The following is a 1,959-nucleotide window of genomic DNA, read 5'->3' as shown; positions in this document are numbered from 1 at the left end:
ATCTCGCACAGGACCACGCCGCTTCACCCATCGAGTGGCAGCGGCGTCACGTGGAAAGCACTCGATCCCGAATCGAGCACGATCAGGGCCGGACGCGGGACAGGACGGGCGCGGGACAGAAGCGAAACGGGTCAGGAGCGGAGGCGGCGGACCAGTTTGCGCAACCCGGCCTGCCAGCCGTCGGGGTCCTCTGCGCGACGGCGGGCGTGGTTGGCGACCTCGGGGTGGGGCAGGATGAGGAACCGCTCCTCGGCCAGGCCGGCAATCACCGCGTCGGCCACCCGGTCGGGGTGCAGGACCGCGCCGGACGCGGCGATCACCCGCGCCCCGAGGTGACCGGCGGCCAGCCCTTCGGCGAGCATCGGCGTGTCCACCCCCTGTGGACACAGCGCGCTGACCCGGATGCCCTGGTCCCGGTACGTGACGGCGAGCCACTCGGCCAGCCCCACCGCCGCGTGCTTGGTGGCGGTGTACGGGGCGTCGCCCACGGCGGTGAGCACCCCGGCCGCCGAGCAGGTGTGCAGCAGGTACCCCTGGCCCCGGGCCAGCATCCCGGGCAGCACGGCCCGCGTGGAGTACACGTGGGCGAGCACGTTGACCCGCCAGGCCCGGTCCCAGTCGGCTGGGGCGGCGTCCAGCCCCGCCGCCGTGGCGATCCCTGCGTTGGCGCAGAACAGGTCGAGCCGGCCGTACCGTCGCTCGGTGTCGGCCACCAGCGCGCGGACCTGGTCCTCCGCGGTGACGTCAAGCTCGGCGGCGTGGGCCACCGGGCCGACGGCCCCGGCGACGGCCCGGGCACCGGCCGCGTCGAGGTCGGCCACCACGACGGCCGCCGCGCCCTCGGCGGCGAACCGGTGCGCGAGCGCCGCGCCGATGCCGCCGGCGCCGCCGGTGATCACGACCACCCGGTCGGTGAGGTTCACGCCGGCCCCCCTCCCCCGGCTGGCCCGAGCCGGGCGATCAGGTCGGCCAGGGCCGCCGGGCCGCCGGCGGCCAGCTCCGGGGTGGGCAGCAGGGCCAGCACCGGTACGTCCACTCCGGCGTCGGCGTAGCGGCGCACCTGGTCGCGGCAGTCCTCGGGCGGGCCGTGCAGCACGAGCGCGTCGACGACCTCGTCGGGCACGGCGGCTGCGGCGCCCCGCCGGTTCCCGGCCGCCCAGGCCCGCCACACGGGGTCGAGGGTCTCGGCCCGGCCCAGCCAGCGGTGGAACGCCGCGTACGCGGGCACCGTGAGGTAGGTGGTGATGAGCCTGCGGCCGAGGGCGCGGGCATGGCCGACGTCGGCGGTGGGGCAGACGAAGATGCGGGCGATCACCTCGAACCCGTCGGGCCGCCGGCCCAGCTCGGCGACGGCGGTGGGCACGTCGGCGGCGGCGAGCCAGTTGAGGATCACCCCGTCGGCCTCGGCGGCGGCCAGCCGCAGCATGCCCGGGCGCAGGGCCGCCAGCAGTAGCGGCGGCGGCACGGCCGGCGGCCGTTCCAGGGTGAACCGGCGCACCGCGAAGGTGTCGTACGCGCCGTCGACGGTCTGCCCGGCCAGGGCGGCGCGCAGGAAGCGCAGCACGTCCCGGGTGCGCCTGAACGGCTCGTCGAAGGCGACGGCGTTCCAGTCCCCCACCACGACCGGCGAGGACGCGCCGATGCCGAGCGCGAAACGGCCGGGGGCTGCCTCGGCCAGCGCGGCGGCGCTCATCGCGAGCAGCCCGGGCCCCCGGGTGAAGACGGGGGCGATGGCGGTGCCGAGCCGCAGCCCCGGCTGCCAGGCGGCGGCCAGCGCCAGCGGGGTGAACGCATCGGTGCCGTTGACCTCGGACGACCACACATCGGTGAAGCCGGCCCGGTGCAGGGCGGCGTAGAACGCGGCGTGGTCGGCCAGTGGGATGCCGCCCAGCGGCACGGTCATGCCCCATCGGTTCGTCACCGGTCGATCCTGCCCGCTGCCCCCGCCCCGGGCAAGGT

General features: G+C 76.6%; 2 protein-coding genes. Both read right to left on the bottom strand.

The window, feature by feature from the left end; translation table 11 throughout:
* Positions 1 to 131 precede the first annotated feature (131 nt).
* Complete coding sequence (locus tag E1258_RS32335) at positions 132 to 923, bottom strand: SDR family oxidoreductase (RefSeq protein ID WP_132407737.1); 792 nt, start codon at positions 921 to 923, stop codon at positions 132 to 134.
* On the bottom strand, positions 920 to 1,903 hold the full coding sequence (locus E1258_RS32330; protein ID WP_132407739.1) for an LLM class F420-dependent oxidoreductase: 984 nt from the start codon (positions 1,901 to 1,903) through the stop codon (positions 920 to 922). The genes E1258_RS32335 and E1258_RS32330 overlap by 4 nt, the downstream gene beginning before the upstream one ends.
* Positions 1,904 to 1,959 lie beyond the last annotated feature (56 nt).

The organism is Micromonospora sp. KC207, assembly GCF_004348615.1.
Classification (GTDB): Bacteria; Actinomycetota; Actinomycetes; order Mycobacteriales; family Micromonosporaceae; genus Micromonospora.
This window is presented reverse-complemented; position numbering and strand designations above follow the sequence as displayed.

Bases quoted from the DNA above. Each gene is read 5' to 3' on its own strand.
- E1258_RS32330 (WP_132407739.1), bottom strand. From the start codon at position 1,903: ATGACCGTGCCGCTGGGCGGCATCCCACTGGCCGACCACGCCGCGTTC.